This is a genomic window from Escherichia sp. AM3, assembly GCF_032029835.1.
Classification (GTDB): Bacteria; Pseudomonadota; Gammaproteobacteria; order Enterobacterales; family Enterobacteriaceae; genus Escherichia; species Escherichia coli.
The window spans coordinates 1-214 of sequence record NZ_JAVUPQ010001395.1; the positions used below are offsets into that span (position 1 = coordinate 1).

At 59.3% G+C, this 214-nt stretch carries 1 protein-coding gene; it reads left to right on the plus strand.

Annotated features, from left to right (window positions below; all coding sequences use genetic code 11):
* Positions 1 to 28: 28 nt before the first annotated feature.
* On the plus strand, positions 29 to 214 hold a 186-nt coding region (locus tag RTW80_RS31200; RefSeq protein WP_181201568.1), incomplete at its 3' end, for a hypothetical protein.

Sequence of the window (214 nt, forward strand, 5' to 3'; positions counted from 1 at the left end):
CGGCGTGAACGCCTTATCCGGCCTACGAATGGCGCAAGAATCTGTAGGCCTGATAAGCGTAGCGCATCAGGCATTTGCCACCACTGCCGGATGCGGCGTGGACGCCTTATCCGGCCTACGAGTGGCGCGAGAATCTGTAGGCCTGATAAGCGTAGCGCATCAGGCATTTGTCACCATTGCCGGATGCGGCGTGAACGCCTTATCCGGCCTACGA